The organism is Streptomyces sp. NPDC004126 (assembly GCF_050275515.1).
In the GTDB taxonomy this organism is placed as follows: Bacteria; Actinomycetota; Actinomycetes; order Streptomycetales; family Streptomycetaceae; genus Streptomyces.
Map to the genome: position 1 here is coordinate 388,841 of NZ_JBNNPF010000001.1, position 24,521 is coordinate 413,361.

The window sequence follows — 24,521 nt, forward strand, 5'->3', positions numbered from 1 at the left end:
GCGGAAACGTTCAACCACCCCCGGGAGCCCATGCCCTCCGCACGCGCCGACCTGTCCTTGTTCGCCTCCGCGCTCGCCGCCCGCCTCCCCGGACGGTGGACGAGCGACTACCAGCAGCATCCCACCTACCCCGACCAGTTCACCACCATCGAGCGCCTCTGGGACACCGGTCACGTCGAGTACATCGTCAGCCAGTACGTCCTGCGTCACGAGGCCGTACTCCACGGCCCTGACGGCCAGCACCTGTACGTCAACGACAGGCCACTGCGACCCGGCCAGTTCGTCGTCGCCCCGCTCAGCCCCGACGCCGAGCCGCACCACTTCGTAGGGGTCGACGAGCCCAACGGGATCGCGGTCCCCAACGATCCCGTCCGGGCCGCCGCCCACATCGCCCGACGGCTGCTGCCCCGCTACGAAGCCGCCCGGCAAGCGGTACGCCGCAGCGTCAGAGACAGGCCCGAACCCCCGCACCGCAAGGCCCCACCGCAGGTCGACCAGACCGTCACCCTGACCTGGTACGAGGACGGGGCGCTCGGGACGCCGTACGAGGACGTCCCGGAGGAAGCCCGGGAAGCGCTGTACGTACACGGATTCCAGTACGTGCCCCACCAGGCCGCGTTCCTCCTCCCCGCTTCGTACGGCCAGGACGGTCGCGCCGTGCGCATCCAGGCCGTCGCCCTCCGCCTCGCCGCGCACGGGATCGGCGTGAACCTGCGTCACGCGACACCCACCGCCACGCTCCCGCCACGCCCGCCGGCCGTGGCCCGGCCCGTGCCCGCACGTCCCGCGGCGCCGGCCGCCCGCGCCCGCTGACCACCTGCAAGCAAGAAGGAACCGCCATCAGCACCCGCAGCTTCATCGTCCGCCCCACCCCCAACAACGGATACGAGGGCATCTACTGCCATTACGACGGCTACCCCGACCATCAGCTCCCTCTCCTGCTCGGCGCCGCCCGCTACCGCTTCGGCGGTGACCTCGACGCCCTGCGCCGGCACCTGATCGACGGTCCCCACGACTGGAAGCAGCTCGGCATGGACCTCCTGGACAGGGCCCCCGACAACGTCCGGGAACGGCTCGACCCCCACGGTGACCGCGGCCCGAGCGCACCCTTCGACAACGTGTTCAACGTCGACGGCACCCCCGCGAAGCCGATCCCGGTCACCGACGCCAACGCCGATGACATGGGCCTGGAATGGGGCTACGTGCTGCACGACCACGGCATCGAGGTCATCGCCCTGACCTGGTACGACATCGGCCCCGTCGTGTCCTGGGACACCGACCCCCTGTCCCGGATCTCTGGCACCCCCTCGCTGTGGGACCCGCTCCGGCCCGCGCCGATCCAGGCTCCCGCTGCCCCGTTGAAGATCACCAAGCCTGTCGCCCCGGCACCCGCACCCGTCCGACCGCGGGTCACCCGCTGATCGCCCCGCCCATGGATCGCACTCCGGAGAAGTCCCTGTCCGCCCCGCAGATCACCGTCGTCATCGCCACGCAGCTACGCCCCGATCGCCTGCCCTACCTGCAGGAGCTGCACGCCAGCCTCACCCGGCAGACCGTGCCCTGGGAGGCCGTCCTCGTCCTCGACGGCGCCGACCCCGCGCTCGTCCCTGCCCCGATCACCGCCGACCCGCGGATCCGGACCCTGGCCCTGCCCCGACCCGTCGGCGCTGCCTGCGCCCGCAACCTCGGCCTGAACGAGGTGCGCACCGAGTTTGTGAACTGGGCCGACGACGATGACGTCTTCCCCGACTGGAGCCTGGGCGTACGCCTGGAGACCTTCACCGACGAACTCGGGTGGGTCGCAGGATGGAGCGAGGACTTGCTGCCGGACGGCTCCACGCGCCTGTGGGAATGCCCGGCCCCGCCCGGCTACCACGCCGCCGGCGACGTGGTGACCTACTGGCCCCGGCCGCAGGACACCATCCCGATCGGGCCGACGACCATCCTGGCCCGCACCCGCCTGGTCCGGGCGGCCGGCGGCATGGGCGGCCTGGTCCAGGGCGAGGACTACATGGCCGCCGTCGGCATCACCGCGCTGGCTCCCGGCGTGCTCCTGCGGCTGCCCGTCTACCGGTACCGCAAGCACGAAGGGCAGATGACCCGCGGCGAGCAGTACGAGGAGCTGGAGCTCGCGGCCCGCCGCCATGCCCACGCGTTCGGGTACGGCCTGCGCAACGCCCTCACCCACCGGGCATGAGCATGGACGACCGCACGACGCCCAGCCCCAGGGGCATGGCGCAGATCATCCTCGCCCTCAGCCCGGCCGATGGCCTGGTCGCCGTCCCCGTGGGCGAGCAGTACCGATGGGCCGATACCGCCCTGCGGCTCACGCCCGGATTCGATCGGCGCCCCGACGGCACCTACGCACTGACCGACGTAGACGCCGCAAAGCCCAACCTGCTTGCCCTCGCGGAGAACGCGCGCCGGCACCGCGTGTTCCTCTTCGGCGGCGCCCGCACCTACCTGGGCGACTACGCCACCGCGCTGGCCGACGGCCTGCCCGGGACGTGGACGGTGAAGGTCGGGGTCTACGCCCACCCGGTGTGGCAGGAAGACCTCGTCCCCCTCCTGTGGGACGCGGGCGAACTCGTCGACTCCGTGGGGCACGCCCGCATCCCGTACGGCGCGCACCTCGCCAACGATGCCGGCATCGAACTCCTCCTGGTCGAACGCCCCGGCAGCGCCCACGAGTACCTGCTCGGCGCCTTCACCAGTGCCACCTTCGACGACAACTACGCTGACCCGCACGCTCCCAGCTCGGTCGTACTATCGTCCGACGCTGCCCACGCCGCCGGTCTGGTGACCGGCGCGTTCCTGCCCGCGTACGAGCAGGCCGTCCACGAACGGCTGCTGACCGTCGTCGAAGCGGCGCACGGCAGGCTCGAGGAACTCCATGCGACATGGACGGTAATCCAGCAGTCCGGCCGCTACAGCGACGGTATCCGCCTGGACCCGGCTACGCTCGGGCACGTCGCGCAGCAGTACCTGGAAGAAGGCTCCGTGGAGTGGCGCCGCCTGCGCCCCCACGCCGCTGAGCTCCTCTCCCGCGTGCACCCCGCGGCGGGTGCCGAGGACTCCGCCTCCCTGGACCGCCTCCGCCAGCTCCTTTATCCGGACGCGGCGGCCTCCTCGTGGCCGGCGGCGCCATCCGCGTCTGCCGCGCTGCCGCCCGGCACGGTCGAGACCCTCCGCCGGTGGCGCACCGACGCGCCAACCCTGCTGCGGCAGGCTCGCGCCACCCGACCCGTCGGCCCTGCGACCACGGTCCGGCCCGCACTCCCCGCTGCAGGCAAGGCCGCGCCGTCTGTCCCCGAACGAGCGCCGCGCAGCCGATGACCTTCCCCGACCCGTCAGGACGCCCCCCATGCAACCGCACTTCCATTTCGGGCTGCACGCCGAGCACGGTGTGGTCGCCCGTCCCACCGCAGCCATCACTTCCCACCTCGCGGCTTGGTACCTGGAGCGCGAGCAGTTCGAACCAGTACCGGGCCGAGCCGATCTGTTCCGCCTGGCCCAGCCCGATCACGATCTGCGGCGCCGCGCCCGACAGGCCGTCCATGATCTCCGCCAACACGGGTTCACCGTGCAGGCGGACCTCTCCCTCGATCCCGCCCAGACAGCCCCGCCGAACGCCCCGATCCGCGCGAACTACGCGGCCGAACGGTTGGCTCGCATCGCCCGGGCCGCCGCCTCCCGGCCTCCGCAGCACCGCGTGAACGCCTCCCCGGTCGCGTCCGTGCCCGTACCCGCCTTCGGCGCCCACTCTTCGGCAGCCAGACGAGCCCGGTGACCGCGGCGGGCCCCTCCCTGGCCAGACAGCCACACCCCACCGCTTTCCCTCCACCACCGACAGGAGATCCGCCTTGCCCGAAGCACCAGCAGAGCCGTTCATGACAATCCGGCACGCCATCACCGGCGAGGTCACCACCACCGGCTACAACGCCGCCGCCCGGCGAATCCTGCTCCAGGACGGCTTCGAAGAGACGCCAGACTGCGCTTGCCGAGCGACGGAACCCGGTACGGAGCGGACGCACGAGCCTGCTCGGCGGCTAGCGAACTGCTCGTCGCCGACCCTCCCGTGCACCTGTACCGAACCCTCGGGCGGCCGGTGAGCACCGACGGTGCGCCCCGGTTGGCCCGGCCGCCGATGTCGGCACAGTCCGTGATCCGGTCCGAGAGCGGCCAGCCTCTCCAGCCCATTGCCCACCCCGCCCGCACCCGCACCTGCTGAAGGACCCTCGTTTTGACCACACCCACCGGAACGCCTACCAGTTCAGCGCGCACCAAGGGCGGCGAGCTACGGGCCAAGGTGGCCCGACTGCTGGCGGACCGGCCGGCGGACACGCTCACCATCGGGGAGATGGCCCGACAGCTGGGCCACTCCCACGGCGCGGTCCGCAACGCCGCCCTCACCCTGGTGCGACGCGGCGAGGCCGACCAAAACGGAACCGGACAACCCGAGTTCCGAGCGAACGGGAAAACCACCGCAGCCGCGCAGACCGCGGTGATCAGCCCACCGGGCACCCACGCGCCCCGCGCCCAGCCGGCCACGCCCCGCACGACCGGCCCCGCAGCAGCCACGCCCAGGCAGACCGGCCCGATCCGCCGCGCAGGAGGCCAGCTATACCACCCCCGGGAACTGGCCGATCTGCCCGACGTCGAGGCGCTGAATCGCCTGCGCGACGCCGACGTGCCGGTGCTGCTCTACGGCCCTCCGGGCACCGGCAAGACGAGTCTGGTCGAGGCAGCGTTCCCGGACCTGCTCACCGTCGCCGGTGACGGCGACACCACGGTCGGGGACTTGATCGGCGAGTACACGCAGGCCGACGCGGGAGGCTACGTCTTCCAGTACGGGCCGCTGGTCACCGCGATGACCGAGGGCCGCGCCCTGCTGATCGACGATGCGACCCTGATCTCGCCGAAGGTCCTGGCGGCGCTGTATCCCGCGATGGACGGGCGCAGGCAGATCCAGGTCAAGGCCCACAAGGGCGAGACCATCAAGGCGGAGCCGGGCTTCTACGTGGTGGCGGGCCACAATCCCGGCGTCCACGGGGCGGTTCTGACGGAGGCGCTGTCGTCCCGGTTCAGCGTGCAGATCCAGATCGGCACGGACTATGACCTCGCCCTGGCGCTGAAGATCGACGCCCGGGTGGTCCGGGTCGCCCGAAACCTCTCCCGCCAAGTCGAGCTCGGCGAGCTGGGCTGGGCCCCACAGCTGCGGGAGCTGCTCAGCTACCAGAAGACCGAGGCCGTCCTCGGCACCAACGCCGCGCTCGCGAACCTGGTCGGTATCGCCCCTGAGGAGGATCGCGACGCCGTCGCCGACGCCGTCATCAAGGCCGTCGGCGTCAAGAAGATCGCGCCCCTCACCCTCGGCAAGCAGCTGTCCGCCTCAGCCCTCCGGAAGCCCGCGGGCAGCATCGGCTCCGCACCCCGGGGCCGCTCGCGATGAGCGCCCACAACCACGTCCAGTCCCCCGCCACCACACCGGACAACGACGCCGACCTCGCGCGATGGGACGACGACGGCGCCCCACCCGCGCAACCCCGTTCCTCCCCGGACGCGTGGCTGCGCGTGGGAGCCGAACTCGGCGACCGGCTGGTCGCCCTCTCCGGCCGCCAAGACCTCCTCGTCACCTGCCGCCCCGGCACCCGCAGCGGCGCACCGGCCGCGTTCTTCCCCACCCTGGGAGAGGTCGAGTTCGACGCCCGACTTTTCGCCCCGCTCCAGCCCCACGAGATCCATCCGCGGATCGTGGGCGACGAGGATCGGTATCCCGCCGCCTGGGGAGTGTTCGTCCACGAGGCCGCCCACGCGGCCCACTCCGTCTGGACGGCTCCTGCCGGAGCGAACCCCCAACTCGTCGAGGCCGCCCACCTGCTGGAGGAGAGCCGCGTCGAAGGCGCACACCTGATCACTCGGCCCACGGACCGCACCTACCTGCGCACCAGCGCCCGAACCCTGGTCATGCCCGACATCGCCAACCCCACCCTTCAAGGCATCGAGCACGCCGCCGCCGTCGCGGCCCTGATCCTCGGCCGCCGTGACGCCGGCATCCTGGACCCCGGTGAGACCCGTGCCGTCGCCGATCTGTGCGCAAAGGTGCTGGGCGCAGACCTGCTGGCCACGCTCACCCGCATCTGGACCGCAGCCCACCAGTGCGCCGACCACGACGCCACGACCATGCTCGCGCACGCTCAGGACTGGTGCGACGCGCTGAACATCGCGGCCCCCGCCCTGCCCGTGCCGGAGAACCTCACCGATCTGCTGTCCGGCGCCGTGCAGGTCGTCATGGACAGCACGGAGGCCACCGACGCCGCCGACCTCACGGCACAGGCCGCAGCAACCGAAGCCAAGGCCGCGCAGTCCAAGGCGCAGGCTCAGGACCGCGCCCAGCGGGCCGGCCAGCGACGCCAAGCCGCCGCCACCGCCAAGTCGGTCTTCAACGCCCGCGGCACCACCGTCACCCCCGACGGCAAACCGGCGCCCTACAGCAACCCGGTCACCGGCACCCGCAGGCCCACCGCCGCTGAGCAGAGTGCCGCCGCCCGCCTGAGCCGTGCCCTGCGTGCCGCCGCCTACCGCGAGCGGACCGAGGAGAGGACCACCAGCCCCACCCCGCCCGGCCGCCTCAACATGCGCGCAGCCCTCGCCCGCGACGCTCAACGCGCGGCCGGGTCGGTCCCCACCGCGGAACCGTTCACTCACACCCGCCGCCGGAACTCCCCCACCCCACCGCTGCGCGTGGGCATCGCCGTCGACGTCTCCGGCTCCATGCGTGCCGCCTGCGCACCCGTCGCTTCCGCTGCCTGGATCGTGGCACGCGCAGCAGCCCTGACCGACCCCGACTCCCGCACCGCCACCGTCGCCTACGACAGGCACCTGACCGCATTGACCCGACCCACCCACCGAGCACCAGAGCGCGTGACCCAGTTCAATGCCACCGGCGGCAGCCACAACCTCGGCGACGCCATCGACGCACTCGACCACGGCCTCGAACTCAGCCGCCCCGGCGCCGGCCGCCTCCTCGTGATCGTCACCGACGCCCAGTACACCAGCGACGAAACCGCTCAAGCCGTCAACCGCGTCAAGCAGCTCACGACCGCCGGCTGCGCCGTACTCCAGCTCACCCTCACCGCGAAGTCCCGCCACTTGCCGGGGACCACCTTGCTGCACCTGCCCCGGCCCTCCAGCGCTCCCGCCGCCATCGCCACCGCGGCCACAGACGCCATCCGCAGAACACGCTGAGACAACACAGAAGACAGAAAGCAGGAACAACCACATGGCAGTCCCCACGTCCTTTGAGATCGTCCACAGCTGTGGACACACCAACACCCATGACCTGTCCAGCCGTTCGGCGGACCAGCGCGCCGGATACGCCCGCTGGCTGGCCGCCCGGCAGTGCACCGACTGCTGGCGGGCCGACCACCAGGCGGACGCCGCCAGCACGGCCGAGTGGCTGGCCGCCAAGCGCGCCGAAGAACAGACCGCCGCTGCGGACTGGGCAACCCAGTTCGACATGCCTCCCCTGGAAGGCCCCGAAAAGATCCTGGGATGGGGCGAACGCACCCGCCACCAGCTGGTGACCCGCGCGTACACCGCGCTGGTCACCGAAGGCACCTGGGACGAAGCCGACTGGGCCCAGTTGGAGGAGCAGGTCCGGCTCCTGACGCGGGCAGGGTGGTGGGTTGACCAGCGCGAGGCCGAGGGGAGCGATCTGCCCGAGCTGCTAGAGGCCGCCGACGACCGCGACCGGCCCACGGAGAACCCGTTCCGGTAGGCGCGCGGCGCGCAATATAGCGGCGAAGTCCCGGTTTCGGAAACCGGGGATTCTCCGGACCCTTTGTCTTCCACCGCCGCCCAGAGCCTTCGTGGAGGACCCTCCGTGCCCGAGACCCGCCCCGTGTACCTGCCGCCCGACCCGCTCACCCCGAAGCGGGACATCACCCACCAGCACTTCCGCCCAGGCGAGCACGTCGTGATCCTCAAGGGCGCCGCCGGCGGAGAGCTGTGGGGCGACGCAATGAAGGTCGTGGTCTCCTCCTGGCACACCCCCACCGACGAAGACGGGTGGCGGCTGCTCGACCCCAACGGCGGCGACCGCTCCTACGTCACCGCCCACCCCCGCTACCTGGTGCACCTGTCCAAGCGGTGCCCGGAGTGCCTAATGCACCAGAAGGCGCTGCGGGAGTACCTGGTCAACCGCCTCGGGGACGGCGAGGAAGCCGTGGACTGCCGCTGGTACTCACTGAACGCCCTCAACCAGCTCGTCCACGTCGCCGACGCCCGACCCGGGCACTGAGCACGGTCGCAGCCCCCGGAAGGACCAGCCTTCCGCCACCCCCTCGAAATGCGACCCCTAGCGAGACCATGATCATTGCAATCCACTCCCGCGACGTGACCGCCGACGAAGCCCTCGCCGAGGCACTCGGACGGGAGACCAGCACGGCCGAAGGCCTGACCACCGAGCCCGGCGGCACGGTGGTGGCCCACTGGAACCGGCTGGACCACTACACCATCGAGGACGAGACGTGGAGCTCGGCGACGTGGGCCACCCATCTCGCCGGCCCCTCGCTGGAGCACCCGCTCGCCTCCGGGCCTGACGGCGACCGGCGCGCAATCCTCCACGTCACCGCGCACATGCATCCGCTGGACCGGGAGCTGAACCACGCCGAGTGGTCCGAGATCAGTCACCGGATCGCCCGCGTCACCGGCATCGCGACACCCGGCGACGACGCGGCAGGCCGGTGGATCGCCGTCCAGGGCCAGCCCGGCCGCCTGGACGTGATCGCCAACCTCATACGCCTCGACGGCACCTGGAGTGCCCAACCCCGACGCCTCCTGCAGACCCTGGCCGCCGAGGCACGGAAGATCGAAGCTGACCTCCTTCTGCACTCCAGCCACCGGCAGGACTCCACGCGCCAGGCCCCGGCGCCCGGACTGGAACACGTCGCCTCCCCGCGGGTGCCGACCGCGACCGGCCCACTCGCGGGCATTCTGCGACAGCTCGCCGCCGAGCGGTCCGGCCCGATCGCCGCCGTGCGACAGCTCGTGGAAGAGGTCGGGCGGCAGGCAGCCCCGCTGCCCGACCACCAAACGGACGCCGCCGCACGGGACCTGTTCTGGGCGGCCCGCCGCTTGCACGGGCTGCAGGAGCAGCTGGGCGAAATCGCCTCCCGACTCCAGCCTCCTGCCGCTCCGGCCGCTCTCGCTCCGGCCCTACCGGTACAGGCGCCTGCCGCATCGCGGGTGTCGGCCCGGTGAACGAGCCGACCACCCCGCAGGAGGCACCGCCCGTCGCGGTCGCCCGGGACATCGATACCGGCCGGATCATCGCCCGCGGCGGTGACGGGCTGGCTCACGGCATCCTGGAACGCACCTTCTTCCTCCGCGAAGTCCACGGCGCTACCTGGCACCGGATGTCGCCGACCGTTGCGCCGGCGGACCAGGCCGCAGTGGCCCAGCTCGCCGTCGCCCGGCTCCAGGCCGCGGGGTACCGGGTCGAGGCCGACGCCGAATGCGCGACGCCGACGACGCAGGACCGCTACGTCACGGACGGCCGGTCCATCGCCAACCTCGCTGCCTCCATCCGTGAGGCGGCCAGCCCGGCCGAAGTGTCCGACCGGCTGGAGGAGGTGACCGCCGCGCACGACGGCATCCTCGCCTCCCTGGACCAGCTCCTCCACTCCCTCGCCGCCGTCTACGACGGCCTCGGCGGCCCTGCGGACCGGCACATCGCGGAACGGATGCGCTACCTGGCCGAGCACCGGCTCGGTCCCATCACCGCCGACCTGCTCCATACCCGCGCAGATCTCGCCGACCGAACCCCGGCCCGAGCCCGGCCTGGCACGTCACTGCCCGCCGGACCGCCAGCCGTACCCGCCCCTACCGCCTCCGGACGGACCCGATGACCCCCGCCCCAAGTTCGAGGAGCCCATGCCCGCCCCCCACACCCTGCCCGACGACGACAGCCGCGACGTGGAGTCGTTCGCCACCGTCCTCTCCGAGGAACTCCCCGGGAACTGGACCGTGCACCACCACCAGCACCAGCGGCACGAAGACCAGTTCCTGCACGCCGAAGAGGTCTGGGACCTCAACGACGTAGCCGCCGCCCTCGCCGAGTACGCACTGGGCGCAGACGCCCACCTCCTCCGCGACGACGGCACCCGCCTGTACGTCACCCTCCATCCCCAGCACGAAGAGGAGTTCCTGGTGGCCGCCATGGCCCCGTCCGGCGTCGCCCCGGAGGCGTTCGACGGGGTCCGCGAACCCGACGGGATCGCCGTGCCCGCCGACCCCGAGCGCGCCGCCCGCGCCATCACCGCCGACCTGCTGCCCCGCTACGACGTCGCGCTCGCCCAGGTCCGGCACAACGCGATGAACCCCCCGCAACCCCTCCCCGCCCCCGGTACTCAGCCGCAGCAGGTGGTGATGACCTGGCTCGAGAACGGTTCCCTCGCGGCCGTCACCACCGCCCGGCCGGCAGCCGAAGCCCTGGTCTCCGAAGGGTTCGTGTGGGACACCGCTGCAAACGCGTACGTGATCTCCGGGGACGACACCCGGGCCCAGGGCCACGCCGTCCAGGCGGCCGGCGCCCGCCTCGCCCGCCTGGGTATCGCCACCGTGCTGCGCGCTGCCGCCCGCCCTGCCGCGGAGGCCACGCTGCCCGCTGCGCCGCCCGGTGCCCGGAGCACCGCCCGCACCCGGTGACCCGTACGCCCCGGCCATCCACCGGTATCCCCCGCAACCGGCGCCGCGTCCCACCGCTCGACGCCGCCAGCCGCCCCCGGCTCGCCCGATTCCTGCTGCGCCGGTACCTGCGCGCCGCCGTAGTCAAAGCCGCAGGCAGCGACCTGCCCCGGCCCGAACGGCCACCGCGCGCCACCGCGCCGGCCGCCCTCAACCACCGCCGCACCCGCTGACCGCCGTCGCGGGTACTGCACAGCCCCCTGGACCACCCATGACCCCACCCGCCACCGCGCTCACCGACAGCATCACCCGACAGCTCGACCAGCTCTCCGCGCACCTGTCCCAGGCCGGGCCGCAGCAGGCCGCACAGATCCTCCAGCAGGTCCTGGACGCCGAGAACGGCGTCCTGGGCAGGCTGTCGGCCCTGGTCGACACCGGCACCCACGTCACCAAGCACCATGCCCAGAGCGGTGCCATCCCCGCGGAGATGTGGCTGGCGCTCGGGCGCACCGCCAACACCCTGCACGACCTCGCCCTCGACCTGGACGAACACCAGGGAGTGTTCGAGGAGATCGCCTCCCGCCGAGCGTTGACCACGTCCTCCCCGGTGGCCACGCAGGCCACCGCCCTGGTGGCACGGGGGAGGCACCGTTGAGCAAGAGAGCCCAGTGGTCCGGCTGGGGTCAGGCCCAGCAGGCACAGCAGCACTACCTGGTCGAGCCCCGCTACCTCGCCGGCGGCGGGGACCTGCGGCACGTCGGGGAGTACATGCGCGCGTCGGGGTGGAAGGACGTCACCCGCCAGTCCGGCACGATGCTCGCCTTCGACTCACCCGACCAGATGGTGCGCGTCGCCTACCAGCCGCCGGGCGGCTGGCAGGTTCACGGGGCCGCGTACGGACATCAGCCGGCCTGGCAGGTCACCCTGACCCCGCAGACCCCGGTGGAGATCGTCGCGGGCCTGACCGACGCTCTCACCAAGCCGCGCTCGGCGCACGCCCCGAACGTGTGGGCGCCGCTCACCGGGAACTCTTGGAGCGTGCAGCGGGAGGACGGTCACTTCGTCGCCCAGAGCCCCGACCGGCATGCCGTCGTGCAGTACGTCAAGGCCGACGGGAACGGGAGCCAGGAGCACTGGTGGGTCGGCGCCCGCAACGAGCACGGACCCGTGTGGAACGTCCAGGCCACCGCGAGTACGCCGCTGCACCTGATGCAGTCCCTGACCACGGCCATGGCCGACCCGGAGCCGGTGATGCGCCCGCTCGGGCACGTACCGCTCAGCAACCGCATCCGTGTCACCTCCGTGTCCGTCCTGCCCGACCAGCTCGGCGCCTGGCAGCAAGCCCGTCTCTCCGCCGCCCGCGCCGCAGCCTGGAGCCGCAACTGGGTCTCCTCCCGCGCGCGCACCGCCACCAAGGCATCCGGCTACGCGAGGACCCGCTGAATCGCCGGGCTCCCTCCTCCCGGCCGCGGCCCGAAACCCCGGCGCCACTGAACCACCCTCATTCCCTGGAGCTTTCGATGACTGACGGGCACACCACCCGGCTGACCGCCGAGGACATCCGTGCCTCCGCACACACCCTGCACCGCCTCACCGCGCACCTGCGGACCGGCCCGCACCTGGCCGACGCCCTCCCCTTGATCGCGACGCTCGTCGACGCGGACACCGGCACCGCAGCCCGCCTCGGCGAAGCCCTGCGCGGCATCGCCCGCTACCTCGCCCAGGAAACCACCGTCCCCCGCACCGACAGCGTCGAGGCGACCCTGGGCGAGTACATCGAAGCCGCATCCGTCCTGCAGGACCTGCGCCTGCTCGACCTCACCCTCGAACCCCTGCGCACCGCACCCGTCCGTACGAGCCCTGCCGAGACAGCCCCGTGGCAGTAAGCCCTGCCCAGCGGGCCTCCTACGCCAACGACCACCACACGACGATCCCCTTCGAGAAGTCACCCCGCGCCCTCGCGGGCCCCGGCGACCCCCGTCACGTCACCCACGCCCTGCTCGCCTCCGGCTGGACCCTGACCTCCGCCCCCGGCGACCCCCGGATCACCCTGACCGGCCCCGACGAGGCCCGGCACCAGATGGCGATAGATCCGTTCGCCTCTGGCTCACCGTGGCGGATCCAGGCCGCCGACTTGACCTGGTACGCCTCCTTCGACCGGATGGTGCCGGCGGAAATCATCGCCGGATTCACCGACGGCCTCCTCCACGGACCACGCCGGGACGAAACCGGCCCATGGGAGCACATGCAGAAGGCCGGTTGGGCTGTGGAACACCAACCGGACGGCACCGGTCAGGCCCTCTCGCCCGCCCCGGAGCTACCGATCCGCGCCGAGCTGCTCCCCATCTTCAACGACTCGTCCGACCATCTCGCCTGGCGCATCATCCAGCCCGATCACGTCGGCGCCCCGGTCTGGAAGATGTGGATCAGCGGCCTGGTCCCGGACCACCTCATGGCCGGCCTGGCCGAACAGCTCGTCTCCGACGCCCCCGTCCTGCGCGGCATGTACGACCTCGATCACTACAGCGCCCGGCAAGACCCCAGCCCGCTCACGCCCCAGCAGGCGGTCGAGGCCCACTTCACTCGCATCGACGCCGCACAGGCCCGGGCCCCCTCCCAGCGTCGCACCCGCCTCACCACCCGCCTGCCAACCCCGGCAGCGGCCTCGCTGCGCTCGGTACCGAACGGCCCATTTCGCGGGCCTGGGTGACCCCGTTTCACGGGGTCCGGGTCTCCGCCCCGTTGGGCGAGGTCCGCGCCGCTCCCCCACCCGGAGTGTCCGCTCCGCGCCCACCCCGGACCCTGCCGCAGGTCAGGGGCACGTCAGGACATAACCCGACGCCCGCATGGCCGAAAACGATCTTTCCGTTGCCGCAGGCACGCACCGGGTGATACCTGTCACGCCGTCACCTCTATTCAACCCGGAAAGCAGGACACCCCTATGGCCGACAACGTCACCGTCAACCCCGACGCCGAACTCTCCAGCGACAAGAAATACGCCACCATCAGCGGCACCTACACCACCAACAAGAGCGGCACCGCACAGCTCAACATCTACCTCAACGGCCAGCACCGGATCCGCGAGTACAGCGTCGGTGACGGCGGCACCCACACCTGGAGCCAGAACTTCGGCAGCACCTCAGGCGCCTGGTACACCGGCACCTACGACGTCAACGTCACCTTCGGCCAAACCGAAACCACCGCCCAGGTCACCATCCACAACGGCGCCACCCGCGAACACATCAAGGCCCACTGGGAGGTATCCGAACCGTTCCCGGAGCGAACCCCCATCTTCGGCGGCCCCCTCGACGGCCAGGACTACAACTACGCCGAAAGCGGCCCCGCCGGCCCCCAGGCCCCCGCCGACGCCAAGGGCCACTACCTCCACCTCCAGAAACTCGACGGAATCAGCGTCCTGAGCCGCGGCTACTACTGGATCACCGACGAGACCGAACGCCCCACCGGCCCCTTCGAATACAGCGGCGGCCCCCTCGACGGCCAAACCAACACCGACGGCAACCCCAACAACAACCTCCCCACCACCGACGACCCCACCATCGACGACCTCGGCGCCTACCACCTCGCCGGCCGCATCCAGGACCTCACATACGTCTGGCTCCGCGAGGCCGACCTCATGCGCTACCGGTTCTTCCAGGAGCGCCACTAGTACACGCAGCAGCGCCGGCAGGGTTAACCACCCCTAAACGGCTACAACACCCCCCGCCGTGCAGCCCCGTACCACCCCCACGGAGCAGCACGGCGGAAGGCCCGCCCATGTCCCACTCCGCTCGCCCCGGCATCACCTCCGTCCCCCGGTCACCGAGAGATGGTCAGCCGCCTGTCCGTGTTCCTTCGCGCGGCGAACTCTGCGCTCAACGCCTGGGACCTGTACTCCGACGAGCACGCCGACCCCGACGGCTGGCCGTACGACCCTGAGGCCTACGACGGCCGCAAGGCCGAGCGGGACCGCGCGGTGTGGATGGCGTTCAAGCCCGTGCCTGAGGAGGCCGGCGTCCTGCTCGATGCCGCCGAAGCCGACCTCGGCCGGATCCCGATCGCTTCCGTCCACAACCGGTGGGCCTGGCAACTGACCCAACTGCGCGACGCAATCGACCAGATAGCGGCCACCAGGACAGCGTACGGAGAACTCCTCGCTGCCCATCCTCATGCGAGTCCCGAAGCCAGAGACGCCGCGGTCGACGCCCGCAACCCCGAGGCGTGGAGCGCCCTCTGCACCTGGCTCGTCCACGGCCTCGCCGTCCTGGAGATCCACACCACCGCCGCGCGCACCGCCCCTGGCCTCCGGATCACGACCTTCGCGCCGCTGCCTGCTCCACCCGCCAGCGCCAGTCACACGACCCGCCGCTGAACCACCCCCTCCCGTTTCCCTTCTGCCTTGGAGTCCGCTTGTCCCTGCGCCCGCTCGTTCTCGTCGTCGCCCCGGGTGACGACATCTATCGCGGCTACTGCCTTCGCCAGGTCGCCGACGCGTACGACGTCGCCGTCATCACCACCGGCCCCCTCACCTGGGAGCAGCCCCACGTCGTCGACCACGAGATCGTCGAGGACTTCGAGGACGAGGCCGGCCTCTTCGCCGCCTGCGAGGCGCTCGCCGCGCGCCACCCGGTCGCTGGCGTGGTGACCTGGGCGGAAGGGCATCTGACCGCGGTGGCCCGTCTGGCCGAGCACCTCGGCCTCGCCACGACCAGCGTGGAGTCGGTCCGTACCTGCCGGGACAAGGCCGCCAGCCGCGCCGCCTTCGCCACCCGCGGCGTTCCGTCGGCCCAGTCCACCGCAGCGAACTCCCTGCACGAGGCACTGGCTGCGGCCAAGGCCATCGGGTACCCGGTCGTCGTCAAGCCCGCCTCGGTCGGCGGCAGCATCGGCGTCATCAAGGCCGAGACGCAGCACGATCTGGCCGCGGCGTACGCCTTCGCCACCCGTGGTGTCCAGCTCCACGGCGGCGACAACACCGTCGTTCTCGTGGAGGAATACCTGTCCGGCGAGGAAGTCAGCGTCGAGTGCGTCACGTACCAGGGTGTGACCACCGCGGTGGCGTTGACCCGGAAGGAGCTCGGTCCGGAGCCGCTTTTCGAGGAGATCGGCCACACCCTGACCGCCGGCGACCCGCTGCTGGCCACCGTCGCGCCCATCGCCGCCGCGGCGGTGGAGGCGACCGGCACCGTGAACGGCATCCAGCACGTGGAACTGCGGCTCACACCGTCCGGGCCGCGCGTGATCGAGGTCAACGGCCGGATCGGCGGAGACTGGATCGGCTGGGCGGTCTGGCGGGCCACCGGCCTGTCGCTGCCGCGGATCGCCGCCGACCTCGCCGTCGGCCAGGCGCCCGCCCTGACCCCCACCCGACAGCAGGCCGTCGCCATCAAGGTCCTCTACGCCCCCGCCTCCGGCACCCTGGCCCAGCGGGCCATCCCCGCCACCTTCACGGAGACCACCGGGTGGGTGCACGGCCCCGCCTGGCTGATGGAGGAAGGCGACGAGGTCCTGCTGCCGCCCGAAGGCGACCTCGACTCCGCCCGCGTCGGCCTGTTCGCCACCCACGCCGACACCCTCGACCTCGCCGTCGCGCGCCGCACCGTCACCGCCAACCACATCGCCCTCACCGTCACCGCCGACGGGCAGCAGTGAGCGAGCCCGACAAGGCGCCGGTACTGGCCCAGGTCGCTCCGCGATACCTGGCCGGCGGCGGGGATCCCCGTTGGGTGACCGCCCCGCTGCAGCAGGCGTTCCGCTGGCGGGCAGCGCACCTCCCGCTCAGCCCGGTCGTACGGCTGACCCGCCGCGACCACCAGACCGAGCTGCTGCTCAACCCAAGCCCGGACGACCACTGGTGGACCCTGCGCCACACCGGGGCCGACAACGACGGCAAAGCGTGGACCATGCGTTTCGACGCTCGTACTCCCGCCGAGATCGTCGCCACCGCCACCGATGCCCTCACCACCAACCCCACCGCGCACTACCCGGCGGACCCGCTCCAAGTCCTGGAACAGGCTGGATGGCACCGCTCCATCCTGGACCACCGCGTCGACTCGCCCGACGAGTTCGTCACCGTCTCCCGCCACCCCCTCGGCGCTGTGCACATCAAGGTCACCGCCTTCGACGGCCCCTGGGCCTCCGAGCCGAGCGACCGGCCGGTCTGGCGGGCGTACTTCTCGGACCACACCCCGCCCCATCTGGTCACCGCGGTCCTCGCCGGCCTTGCTTCCCCGGAACCGCTGCTGCGCGACGAGAAGGAGATGCCCGCCTTCCTGCGCTACAGCGTCGGTATCGCCCGCGAGCGCGTCCCCGCCCAAACGGCCGAGGACGCCCTGTGGGCCCGCATCAACCGCCTCACCGCCCAGCAGACCGGCCGGCCCCTGCCTCCCCAGCCTCCTGGCGGTCCGCTGCCGCGCCGTACCCGCTGAACCTCTCCCTCCTTCCCGCCCCGCCCCTCACGGAACAGCGCCGCCCTTGTCCCAGCCCAGCCCCTCCTCATCCGACGGCTACGACATAGCCTTCAAGGTCCTCCTGGGCCTGTTCGCCGTCGCCGTCCCCCTCGCCCACCTCGCCTGGCTCAGCGGGAACCTCACCGCCCTGGCCACCGGCAACACCTGGGCCGCCTACCGGCCCGCCGACGCCCTCATACGCCCCGACCAGCTCTGGCCCGGCCTGGGAGAAACGTCCCTGCTGATCGGCGCCCGGATCCTTCCCGTCCTCGCCCTGATCGCCCTCGCCGCCTTCGGCGGCCTGTGGTGGAGCCGCCACAAGGGCACCTTCGGCGGGAAGAACAAGCGCCGGGTCCAGGGCACCGCGAAGGCCCGGGACATAGAGCCGCTGCTGGCCAGCGCGATCACCGCCAAGGCCCGCTCGCTGCGGCCCAGCCTGAAGGACTCCGACCGCATCACCCCGTCCGACACCGGCATCCTCCTCGGCAACTTGCAGGGAAGCCGCACCGAAGTCCGCATGGGGTACGAGGACGTCGCGGTGGCGATCATGGCACCGCGCTCCGGGAAGACCACCTCGCTGGCGATCCCCTCCATCCTGGCCGCGCCCGGCGCCGTACTCCTGACCAGCAACAAGGCCGCCGGCGACGCCTACACCACCTGCTTCGACGCCCGCAGCCAGGTGGGTCGGGTCTGGTCGATGGACCCTCAGCAGATCGCCCACGCCCCGCGCACCATGTGGTGGAACCCCCTGTCGGACGCGAAGTCCCTAGAGGGCGCGAACCGGCTCGCCGGCCACTTCCTCGCCGCCTCCGTCGACGCGAGCCAGCAAGGCGACTTCTGGTCCAAGGCCGGATCCAACATCTTGGCGCAGTTGCTCCTGGCCGCGGCCCTCGACAACCGCCCGATCACGGACGTGATGACGTGGCTCGCATTCCCTGCCGACCGCCGACCGCTCGACATTCTGCGCGACCACGGATTCACCTCCGTTGCAGCCCAGTTGAAGGGCACTGTCGAAGGCCCCCCGGAGACACGCGACGGCATCTACGAGACCGCGAGACAGTACGCATCCGCCCTGCTCAGCGCCGACATCGCAGCCTGGGTGACCCCCCAGAAGGGCTTGCCGGAGTTCCGCCCGGCCGAGTTCGTGGCCTCCACGGACACGTTGTTCCTTCTCTCCAAGGACGGTGGCGGCGGAGCCTCTGCGCTGATCGCAGCGTGCGCGGACTCGGTGATGCGGGCCGCGACCGCCCGAGCCGAACGCACCGGCGGACGTCTCGACCCGCCCATGCTCGCGATCCTCGACGAGGCCGCAAACGTGTGCCGAATCAGCGACCTCCCCGACCTGTACTCGCACCTGGGATCGCGCGGAATCATCCCGATAACGATCTTGCAGTCCTACAGGCAGGGGCAGAAAACCTGGGGCGACGCGGGGATGGACGCTATGTGGTCCGCAGCCACGATCAAGGTCATCGGGTCCGGCATCGACGACCCGGACTTCGCGGACAAGCTCTCCCGGCTGATCGGCGACCACGACGTGGAGACGAAGTCCACTTCCATCTCCGAGTCGGGCAAGTCCACCTCGATCAGCATGAGGCAGGAGCGGATCCTGCCCGCGGACCGGATCCGCGCCCTACCCAAGGGCACCGCCCTCCTCTTCGCGACCGGCCTGCGCGCCGCCATGCTCGACCTGCGCCCCTGGTATCTCGAGCCGGGCGCCGGTGAACTCGCCGCGTCGTCCAAGGCCGCCTCCGACGCCATCACCGCCCGCGCCATCGCCAAGGCCGCGCCCACGCAAGCCGACTTCAAGAAGGCCGTCTGACGGATCTTGAACTGGCCTCGATCTCGTGCCAGTACGTCGCCGCGGCCATCGAACGCAGCAGCGCACCGGCAGAGCGCCCGAGCAGTCGGGTCCGCCCCTCGGCGTCGCCTCGCCGGCTCCCGCGCCGGCGTCCAGCGCCGCCCTGGCCGCCCAACCCGGTTCCCCGCGCAGCCGATGGCTCCGCCACCGGCAGCCGGCGCCCTCACCCACCCGCAGGAGTTCTCACGTCCCCGACCGATCCCACCGGCAGCCCCACGCCTGCCGATATCGCCCGCGCCCTCGCCACCCGCATCTCCACCGTCCCGCCGCCCCCGCCCCATGTCGTGACCGTCCACTTCGGGCTGCTGCGCGGCGCCGAATCCCGCTACGGAAACCACTCATCCGGCGGATCCGTGCTCGGCCTCGCCAACGCCCTGCACGCCGAGCTGTACGGCCTGCCGGGCGAACGCCTTCCGCTTCCCGGCGCACTGGACGAACTCCTCCAGGCCACCGAGCACGACGACGACCAGAAGCTCGTGCTCGGCCAGGTCGCCACCCAGCTGGAGGCCGCCGCCGCACTCATCGAGCGGGCCCGCCACCAGGCCCGCTGGCACCACCTGCCGGAGACGGTGGCCTCCCGCCTCGTGACCAGTCAGGCGCTTGCTCAGCACCTTTCCGCCGAACTGCAACAGCTGGCCCCGGCCTTCACACCGGGCGCCGGCACTCCCCCCGCACCGGCGCAGGCCCTCCCCATGCCAGCCCCCACTGCCGGAGCCCCGGTCCGGTCCCGCCCCTGAGCCATCCGGCCACGTCCCGGACACCCCGGCTCGCCGCAGAGCGTCCCCCTACCGCTCCGGTACCGCCCTCACCGAAAGCCCTCCTGCCCATGACCGACGATCTCCTGTTCGACGTACCCGAGCCGCTCACCCCCGTCGAGCGACTGCTCACCCTCGCCGGCGAATTCACACGGCACAACGACGCCGTCGACCTCATCCGGCCCACCGCGGATTCGCCTCCAGACCTGGAAGCCCACGCCGGTTCGGCGAATCACCTGGCCCACGAGTCCCTCACAGCGATCAAGGCGGTCCACGACCAGCAGTTGTACGCGAGTGCCGACCTGATCGACGCCCTGGTCCGGATCAAGCAGCTCGCCTACCTCAGCAGCGAGGCCGCCCGCCATCTGACCGAGGCACAAGAAGCCCTCTCCGCCGCGCCCGAGCATTCCGGCCTACCCGAAGGCGTCCGCCACCAGATCCAGCTGGCGCAGGAGCTGACCGCCCTCGCCGCAGGAGCGGTCGTCGAGTCGGCCGCCACCATCGCCCGGGAAACACAGCGGCGACGACCTGCCGCAGCCACGGCAGCCGACGGCCTGAACACCGCCGAACTCGCTGCGCTCCACGCCACCGCCCGGGGCCATGTCGTGATGACCCAGAGCATGGGCCGCGAGTACGTCCACAGCCGCGACCACCGGGTCCGGATCAGCACCCTGCGCTCCCTGGAGAGCAAGGGGCTCATCGCACACGAGCCCGGCTCCGCGCCGCCCGCCTTCTACGGCGGGCCGCCGCAAGACCGCATCCGCCTCACCCGCGGCGGCACGAGCGCCGTGGCGGCACTCCTCGCCGCCCCCACGGCCACCCCGACCATCTCAGCTCCCGCCGCAGCCCCGGCCCCCACTACGCCGACGCCCGCACGAACCCGCTGACGGCGAACGTCTCCTTCCTCCGACCCGCCCCATGCCCATCCCGCCGAGCCCCGCGGCGGACGGCAGTACCCCGCAAGGACCCCCCATCCCCACCACCACGCCCCTCGCCACGCCCCGACGTACGCCTCCCGCCGGCGAGACGACCACCCGCCCGGCCCTGCGCGCACTTTCACTTGGTGCCGGGATTCAAAGCTCCGCCCTGCTGTGCCTGTCCGCAGACGGCACCCTCCCCAAGATCGACATCGCGGTCTTCGCCGACACCGGCTGGGAACCGAGGAAGGTGTACGAGCACCTCGACCGCCTCGAACGGGAAGTCGCCGTACCGGCAGGAATCCCGATCGTTCGGGTGTCCTCGGGCAACATTCGCGAAGACGCACTGAACCCGAGCCACCGCTTCGCCTCCATGCCGCTTTACATCCTCAATCAAGACGGAAAGCAAGGGATGACGCGGCGGCAATGCACGGGTGAATATAAAATCAAACCGATCAAGAAAAAGATCCGCGATATCCTCGGATACCCCTACCCGTCCAGGGTGCCGAAGGGGGTATTTGTCGAGCAGTGGGTCGGCATCAGTACGGACGAATTCCATCGGGCGAAGGACTCCGGCGTCCAGTACATGCACAACGTCCACCCGCTCATCGATATAGGCTGGTCCAGGACGGACTGCGTCCGCTATCTGAGCAGCCTCGGCTTGGCCGACACACCCAAGTCGAGCTGCCTCGGTTGCCCTTTCCACGGAAACGCCCAGTGGCGGAGTATCAGGGATTCGTCCCCGGACGAGTGGGCCGATGTCGTCGAATTCGATGCGGCCATACGCCAGGGAAATGCCCGCGCGAACGCGAACGGAAACCGGCTGCTCGGACAGGCTTATCTGCACCGGTCCCGTGTGCCGCTTTCCGAGGCGCCGATCGACCATGTCACCGCCTCGGAGTGGGCTGCCCTGCAGCAGGAGAGCGACGTACCGGACGCCGAGGAACTCGAAGCCGGGGTCGTGGACGGCTGCTCGCCGTGGGCCTGTCGGGGCGAGCAGAGTGCACCGGACCGCGACGGCTTCGGGCTGGCCGTATGAGAGACCTCGTCCTGGACCTCTTCGCCGGTCCGGGCGGCTGGGGGCACGCCCTGCACGTCTTGGGGGTACGCGACGTCGGCCTGGAGTGGGACGAATGGGCCTGCAAGACCCGTGCGGCAACCGGGCAGACCACGATCCGCACCGACGTCGCGCTCTACCCGGTCCGCCCCTTCGTCGGGCGGACCCGCGGCCTGATAGCGAGCCCGCCCTGCCAGGCCTGGAGTACGGCCGGCAAACGCCTCGGACTGGTCGACCAGCCCCTCGTCCACGAGACCGTGGCAGACCTGGCCGCCGGACGGGACACCCGCCCCCAACTCCTCTCAGCATGCCAGGACCCGCGGTCGCTGCTGGCCGCCGAGCCGATGCGCTACCTCCACGCCCTGCAGCAGGCCGGCCAGCCGGAGTGGGTACTGATGGAAGAGGTCCCCGACGTCGCACCGCTGTGGAAGCAGTACGCCGCAGTGCTCCGCACCTGGGGGTTCTCCACCTGGAGCGGCATCCTCAATGCCGCCGACTACGGGATACCCCAAACCAGGAGGCGGGCGATCCTCATCGCCTCCCGAACGCGCCTGGCCGTCCCACCCGAACCCACGCACGCCAAGTTCGTCGAACCGGAGTCCCTGTTCGGGCCCGGCCGGCACAAGTGGGTGTCCATGGCCGAAGCCCTCGGCTGGGGCCGCACCGACGGTCCCGTGCCCACCGTTTGCGCCGGCGGCGGTCCCGGCGGTGGACCGGAGCCCTTCCCCTCCGGCTCCCGCAAGACGCTGTCCGACGCCCGCGACCGCGGCGCCTGGCGGAACCCCCCGCATCGCCCGATACCCGGTCGGAGTCCCAAGATCGCATCTCCCTGCCGCTGCGGTGCCGGGCCTTCGCCCTCGTCACCGCGGTGCGCAGGGGAAGGGGACTGGGTCTTGCGCAGCAACAGCCAGGCGAACGCGGCGGTCCGCGCCGTCACCGAGCCGGCGGCCACCCTGTTCTTCGGGAACCGGGCCAACGAGTGCGTCTGGACCACCCGGTCCGCCACCCCCGCGGACTCAGCTGCAGGGGGAGCACCGCCGGCGATCCGGATCACTGCCGAGGAGGCCGGGATCCTGCAGTCCTTCCCGGCGTCCTACCCGTGGCAGGGCAACAAGGGCCAGCGCTTCTCCCAGATCGGCAATGCGGTACCTCCACTGCTCGCGGCCCACTTGATCGCGCCCCACGTGGAACGCACGGTCAGCCGCAACGACTTCGTCCTGGCGGCGTGATGGCCAATCACACCCGCGCCGAGGCGGAGGCAGAGTTCTTGGAGGACCCGGCGCCTACGCCGGTGGTCCACTACGCCGAGCAGGCGCTGCTCGGCGCCCTGCTCCTGGTCCCCGAGCGGCTGAAGACCATCGGGCTCCTCGAGCCCGAGCACTTCGCCAACACCGCCCACAGCGCGCTGTTCGCGGCGATGCGCACCGTGTCCCCGCCTACCCCCGAGGTCCATCGCACCAGCCCCGTGTGGCCGAACCAGCTCCTTGCCGCCGCGCAGCCCCAGGCCCGAGCGCTGACGGCGGCCTACCTTCACCTGCTGATCAGCGTCTGCCCTGCCGATGCCCACGCCCCGGCCTACGCGCAGATGGTCCGATCCGGACACGCCCGCCGTGTCCTGCGTCAGCACGCCGGCTTCCTCGCCCAGGCCGCCCGCGCCCCGGGGCCCGACCCGGCTGGGGTCGTCCTCGCCCGGTCCGACCAGCTCGCCGTCTATCTCGACGAGCTGGCCACGGCCTTTCCCTCCCACCCCGGTTCGATGCCCCGGACCCCGCCTGGGCCCGAACCGGCGGCGGAGACGTCCGCGGAGGCGGAGGACCAGGAGCGGATGCTGCTCGCCACAGCCACCGCCCACCCCGAAGAGCTGCCCCGAATGCGGTGGCTACACGAAAGCGACTTCACGGTCCCCTCGCACGCCGCCCTGTTCGCCTGCCTGACCGCACTCGCCCGCCAGGGTGCACCGGTGGACCCCATCACCCTGCTGTGGGAAGCCCAGCAGCGCGGCCTACTCCACAAGGGCTTCGGGCCCGCCGAGTTCCTCGACCTGGTCTCCCACCCCGCCGGTGCGCCCGAGCACTGGGGCCAGAAGATCCTCCAGCGCTCTCTCCTCAGCCAAGCCGCCTCCGTCGCGGCCCGCATCGAAGCGCTCACGGCGGACCCAGCCACCTCCGTCCACCAACTGGCCACCGGCAGCCGACGCGCCCTCGCCGCCCTGTCATCCACCCGGGCCCGATGGCACCAGGCCACCAGCGCCCCTGTCGAAAAGGCCCCCGTTCCTCAGTCCACGGCATCGCGTACTCCATCCGTCCGCAGCCCGACCGCACGAGCCGGCCCCGCCGCGCGTGCCCCGGCCCGGCCCGGCCGATGACCAACCCACCTCACCCGAAGGCCCCTCATGTCTCATGCCTCCGCCGACGCACACATCCGATTCACCCTCCACCCGGAACACCACCCGGGCGTCATCGCGACGACATCCGGCCCCACGAGCGACGCCGCCCGCTCCCACCTGCATGGCCTCGGCTTCCGCAGCACCGGCCCCGACACCATGGTCCTCGCCCGCACCGATCACGAGGAGCCGTACTACGCCAACGCCGCGGCCACACCGCTGATCCGGTACGGCTTCACCGTCGAGATCACCCCACCCCTGCAGGAAGAGATCGACACGGAGTGGTCTTGGGGCAACTACCCGTACCCCTGGTGCACCCGCGATGAGGTCCGCGAGGTGAGCGCGGAGGCCCAGCGCATCCACGACGACATCGCCGAGGGCCGCCTGATCATCCAACTCCACGCCGACGACGGCCA

General features: G+C 71.5%; 28 protein-coding genes. All 28 read left to right on the top strand.

Annotation, left to right across the window (positions count from 1 at the left end):
* Positions 1-30: 30 nt before the first annotated feature.
* Positions 31-813 carry a hypothetical protein gene (locus ACQKM2_RS01825; RefSeq protein ID WP_427705371.1) on the top strand — a complete coding sequence of 261 codons (783 nt, stop codon included), beginning with the start codon at positions 31-33 and terminating at the stop codon, positions 811-813.
* Positions 814-1,031: 218 nt separating this feature from the next.
* Positions 1,032-1,421, top strand: coding sequence for a hypothetical protein (locus ACQKM2_RS01830; protein ID WP_427705373.1), 390 nt, complete (start codon positions 1,032-1,034; stop codon positions 1,419-1,421).
* 11 nt (positions 1,422-1,432) lie between these two features.
* Positions 1,433-2,197 (top strand): glycosyltransferase family 2 protein, encoded by a 765-nt coding sequence (locus ACQKM2_RS01835; RefSeq protein WP_427705376.1) that lies wholly within the window; start codon positions 1,433-1,435, stop codon positions 2,195-2,197.
* Complete coding sequence (locus tag ACQKM2_RS01840) at positions 2,194-3,336, top strand: hypothetical protein (RefSeq protein WP_427705378.1); 1,143 nt, start codon at positions 2,194-2,196, stop codon at positions 3,334-3,336. Before ACQKM2_RS01835 ends, ACQKM2_RS01840 begins: the two co-directional genes overlap by 4 nt.
* 28 nt (positions 3,337-3,364) lie before the next feature.
* Complete coding sequence (locus ACQKM2_RS01845; RefSeq protein ID WP_427705380.1) at positions 3,365-3,790, top strand: hypothetical protein; 426 nt, start codon at positions 3,365-3,367, stop codon at positions 3,788-3,790.
* A 100-nt stretch (positions 3,791-3,890) separates the two neighbouring features.
* On the top strand, positions 3,891-4,112 hold the full coding sequence (locus ACQKM2_RS01850) for a hypothetical protein (RefSeq protein ID WP_427705724.1): 222 nt from the start codon (positions 3,891-3,893) through the stop codon (positions 4,110-4,112).
* A 197-nt stretch (positions 4,113-4,309) separates the two neighbouring features.
* The gene (locus ACQKM2_RS01855) at positions 4,310-5,452 is read left to right on the top strand and encodes an AAA family ATPase (protein WP_427705728.1); all 1,143 of its coding nucleotides are present in this window, start codon (positions 4,310-4,312) and stop codon (positions 5,450-5,452) included.
* The gene (locus ACQKM2_RS01860) at positions 5,449-7,248 is read left to right on the top strand and encodes a hypothetical protein (RefSeq protein WP_427705382.1); all 1,800 of its coding nucleotides are present in this window, start codon (positions 5,449-5,451) and stop codon (positions 7,246-7,248) included. Before ACQKM2_RS01855 ends, ACQKM2_RS01860 begins: the two co-directional genes overlap by 4 nt.
* 34 nt (positions 7,249-7,282) lie before the next feature.
* Positions 7,283-7,780: a hypothetical protein gene (locus ACQKM2_RS01865; RefSeq protein WP_427705384.1), complete on the top strand. Its 498-nt coding sequence runs from the start codon at positions 7,283-7,285 to the stop codon at positions 7,778-7,780.
* Between the two features lie 105 nt (positions 7,781-7,885).
* Entirely contained in the window at positions 7,886-8,302 is a 417-nt protein-coding gene (locus ACQKM2_RS01870; RefSeq protein WP_427705387.1) for a hypothetical protein, read from the top strand.
* A 68-nt stretch (positions 8,303-8,370) separates the two neighbouring features.
* Complete coding sequence (locus ACQKM2_RS01875; protein WP_427705390.1) at positions 8,371-9,264, top strand: hypothetical protein; 894 nt, start codon at positions 8,371-8,373, stop codon at positions 9,262-9,264.
* Complete coding sequence (locus ACQKM2_RS01880; RefSeq protein ID WP_427705393.1) at positions 9,261-9,911, top strand: hypothetical protein; 651 nt, start codon at positions 9,261-9,263, stop codon at positions 9,909-9,911. Before ACQKM2_RS01875 ends, ACQKM2_RS01880 begins: the two co-directional genes overlap by 4 nt.
* 25 nt (positions 9,912-9,936) lie before the next feature.
* Entirely contained in the window at positions 9,937-10,710 is a 774-nt protein-coding gene (locus tag ACQKM2_RS01885; protein ID WP_427705395.1) for a hypothetical protein, read from the top strand.
* Complete coding sequence (locus ACQKM2_RS01890) at positions 10,707-10,922, top strand: hypothetical protein (protein ID WP_427705398.1); 216 nt, start codon at positions 10,707-10,709, stop codon at positions 10,920-10,922. Before ACQKM2_RS01885 ends, ACQKM2_RS01890 begins: the two co-directional genes overlap by 4 nt.
* 38 nt (positions 10,923-10,960) lie before the next feature.
* Positions 10,961-11,344 (top strand): hypothetical protein, encoded by a 384-nt coding sequence (locus tag ACQKM2_RS01895; protein WP_427705400.1) that lies wholly within the window; start codon positions 10,961-10,963, stop codon positions 11,342-11,344.
* A complete protein-coding gene (locus tag ACQKM2_RS01900) occupies positions 11,341-12,132 on the top strand; it encodes a DUF317 domain-containing protein (protein ID WP_427705402.1) in 792 nt (263 codons plus the stop codon). Before ACQKM2_RS01895 ends, ACQKM2_RS01900 begins: the two co-directional genes overlap by 4 nt.
* Before the next feature lie 77 nt (positions 12,133-12,209).
* Positions 12,210-12,575, top strand: coding sequence for a hypothetical protein (locus ACQKM2_RS01905; RefSeq protein ID WP_427705403.1), 366 nt, complete (start codon positions 12,210-12,212; stop codon positions 12,573-12,575).
* Entirely contained in the window at positions 12,566-13,399 is an 834-nt protein-coding gene (locus ACQKM2_RS01910; protein WP_427705405.1) for a DUF317 domain-containing protein, read from the top strand. The genes ACQKM2_RS01905 and ACQKM2_RS01910 overlap by 10 nt, the downstream gene beginning before the upstream one ends.
* Before the next feature lie 231 nt (positions 13,400-13,630).
* Positions 13,631-14,356 (top strand): hypothetical protein, encoded by a 726-nt coding sequence (locus ACQKM2_RS01915; RefSeq protein WP_427705407.1) that lies wholly within the window; start codon positions 13,631-13,633, stop codon positions 14,354-14,356.
* A 177-nt stretch (positions 14,357-14,533) separates the two neighbouring features.
* Entirely contained in the window at positions 14,534-15,058 is a 525-nt protein-coding gene (locus tag ACQKM2_RS01920; protein ID WP_427705409.1) for a hypothetical protein, read from the top strand.
* A 38-nt stretch (positions 15,059-15,096) separates the two neighbouring features.
* Positions 15,097-16,338 (top strand): ATP-grasp domain-containing protein, encoded by a 1,242-nt coding sequence (locus tag ACQKM2_RS01925; RefSeq protein ID WP_427705411.1) that lies wholly within the window; start codon positions 15,097-15,099, stop codon positions 16,336-16,338.
* Positions 16,335-17,114, top strand: coding sequence for a DUF317 domain-containing protein (locus tag ACQKM2_RS01930; RefSeq protein ID WP_427705413.1), 780 nt, complete (start codon positions 16,335-16,337; stop codon positions 17,112-17,114). Before ACQKM2_RS01925 ends, ACQKM2_RS01930 begins: the two co-directional genes overlap by 4 nt.
* Positions 17,115-17,160: 46 nt before the next feature.
* The gene (locus tag ACQKM2_RS01935; RefSeq protein WP_427705415.1) at positions 17,161-18,954 is read left to right on the top strand and encodes a type IV secretory system conjugative DNA transfer family protein; all 1,794 of its coding nucleotides are present in this window, start codon (positions 17,161-17,163) and stop codon (positions 18,952-18,954) included.
* 323 nt (positions 18,955-19,277) lie between these two features.
* The gene (locus ACQKM2_RS01940) at positions 19,278-19,730 is read left to right on the top strand and encodes a hypothetical protein (protein WP_427705417.1); all 453 of its coding nucleotides are present in this window, start codon (positions 19,278-19,280) and stop codon (positions 19,728-19,730) included.
* An 89-nt stretch (positions 19,731-19,819) separates the two neighbouring features.
* Positions 19,820-20,635, top strand: a complete 816-nt coding sequence (locus ACQKM2_RS01945; RefSeq protein ID WP_427705420.1) for a hypothetical protein — start codon at positions 19,820-19,822, stop codon at positions 20,633-20,635.
* A gap of 199 nt (positions 20,636-20,834) precedes the next feature.
* Positions 20,835-21,704: a hypothetical protein gene (locus ACQKM2_RS01950; protein WP_427705730.1), complete on the top strand. Its 870-nt coding sequence runs from the start codon at positions 20,835-20,837 to the stop codon at positions 21,702-21,704.
* Positions 21,701-22,951 (top strand): DNA cytosine methyltransferase, encoded by a 1,251-nt coding sequence (locus tag ACQKM2_RS01955; RefSeq protein WP_427705422.1) that lies wholly within the window; start codon positions 21,701-21,703, stop codon positions 22,949-22,951. The genes ACQKM2_RS01950 and ACQKM2_RS01955 overlap by 4 nt, the downstream gene beginning before the upstream one ends.
* On the top strand, positions 22,951-24,087 hold the full coding sequence (locus ACQKM2_RS01960) for a DnaB-like helicase N-terminal domain-containing protein (protein ID WP_427705425.1): 1,137 nt from the start codon (positions 22,951-22,953) through the stop codon (positions 24,085-24,087). The genes ACQKM2_RS01955 and ACQKM2_RS01960 overlap by 1 nt, the downstream gene beginning before the upstream one ends.
* Positions 24,088-24,521 lie beyond the last annotated feature (434 nt).